The organism is Brevibacillus sp. YAE8, from assembly GCF_057543335.1.
On the sequence record NZ_BAAIYG010000127.1, the window covers coordinates 1 to 563 of the forward strand.

Consider the following 563-nt stretch of genomic DNA (forward strand, 5'->3'; position numbering starts at 1 on the left):
ACGGAAGGCACGAAAGCATTGTTTTCATAGATCATTTGGAGTCCGTCTCCAAATTGGCAATCACCCGCAGCACGGAACAATGGGTCTCTTATATGGATTTGGCCGCGAATTGCAGGAAGAAGCTCCGTTTTCACGTCAACGGACAATTATGCGTGGAGCAGCTTCTGATTGGGTTGTCCGATACAAGCGGTTCTATCACCGGCTAACAGGAAGTCGCGCTTGTTCCACTCTGCACAATCCGCGACGCCAGGTTCCCGGTTTGTGCGACAGTGAGACTTCAATTGCGGCCATTCTTACAATGTCGGCTACAAATGAGGTTTAGTGGCATACAAGGGGGTTAATTTTTGTATAGTGTAGTGGGTGTCCGTTTCAAGAAGGCGGGCAAGACTTATTATTTTGATCCGCTGGACCTTCCAGTGGAGAAAGAAAACTGCGTCATAGTAGAGACCGCTCGCGGTATTGAATATGGTAAGGTTGTGGTGGGCAAAAAAGAAGTAAATGATTCGGATGTTGTCCTACCCTTAAAAAAAGTCATTCGTATTGCCGGAGATGATGACGCTCTT

General features: G+C 47.2%; 2 pseudogenes. Both read left to right on the forward strand.

The window, feature by feature from the left end:
* Window positions 1-206, forward strand: a pseudogene (locus AC27IT_RS27955) (DNA polymerase III subunit delta'); the annotation flags it as partial.
* Window positions 207-344: 138 nt separating this feature from the next.
* Window positions 345-563 (forward strand): annotated as a pseudogene (locus AC27IT_RS27960) (stage 0 sporulation protein); the annotation flags it as partial.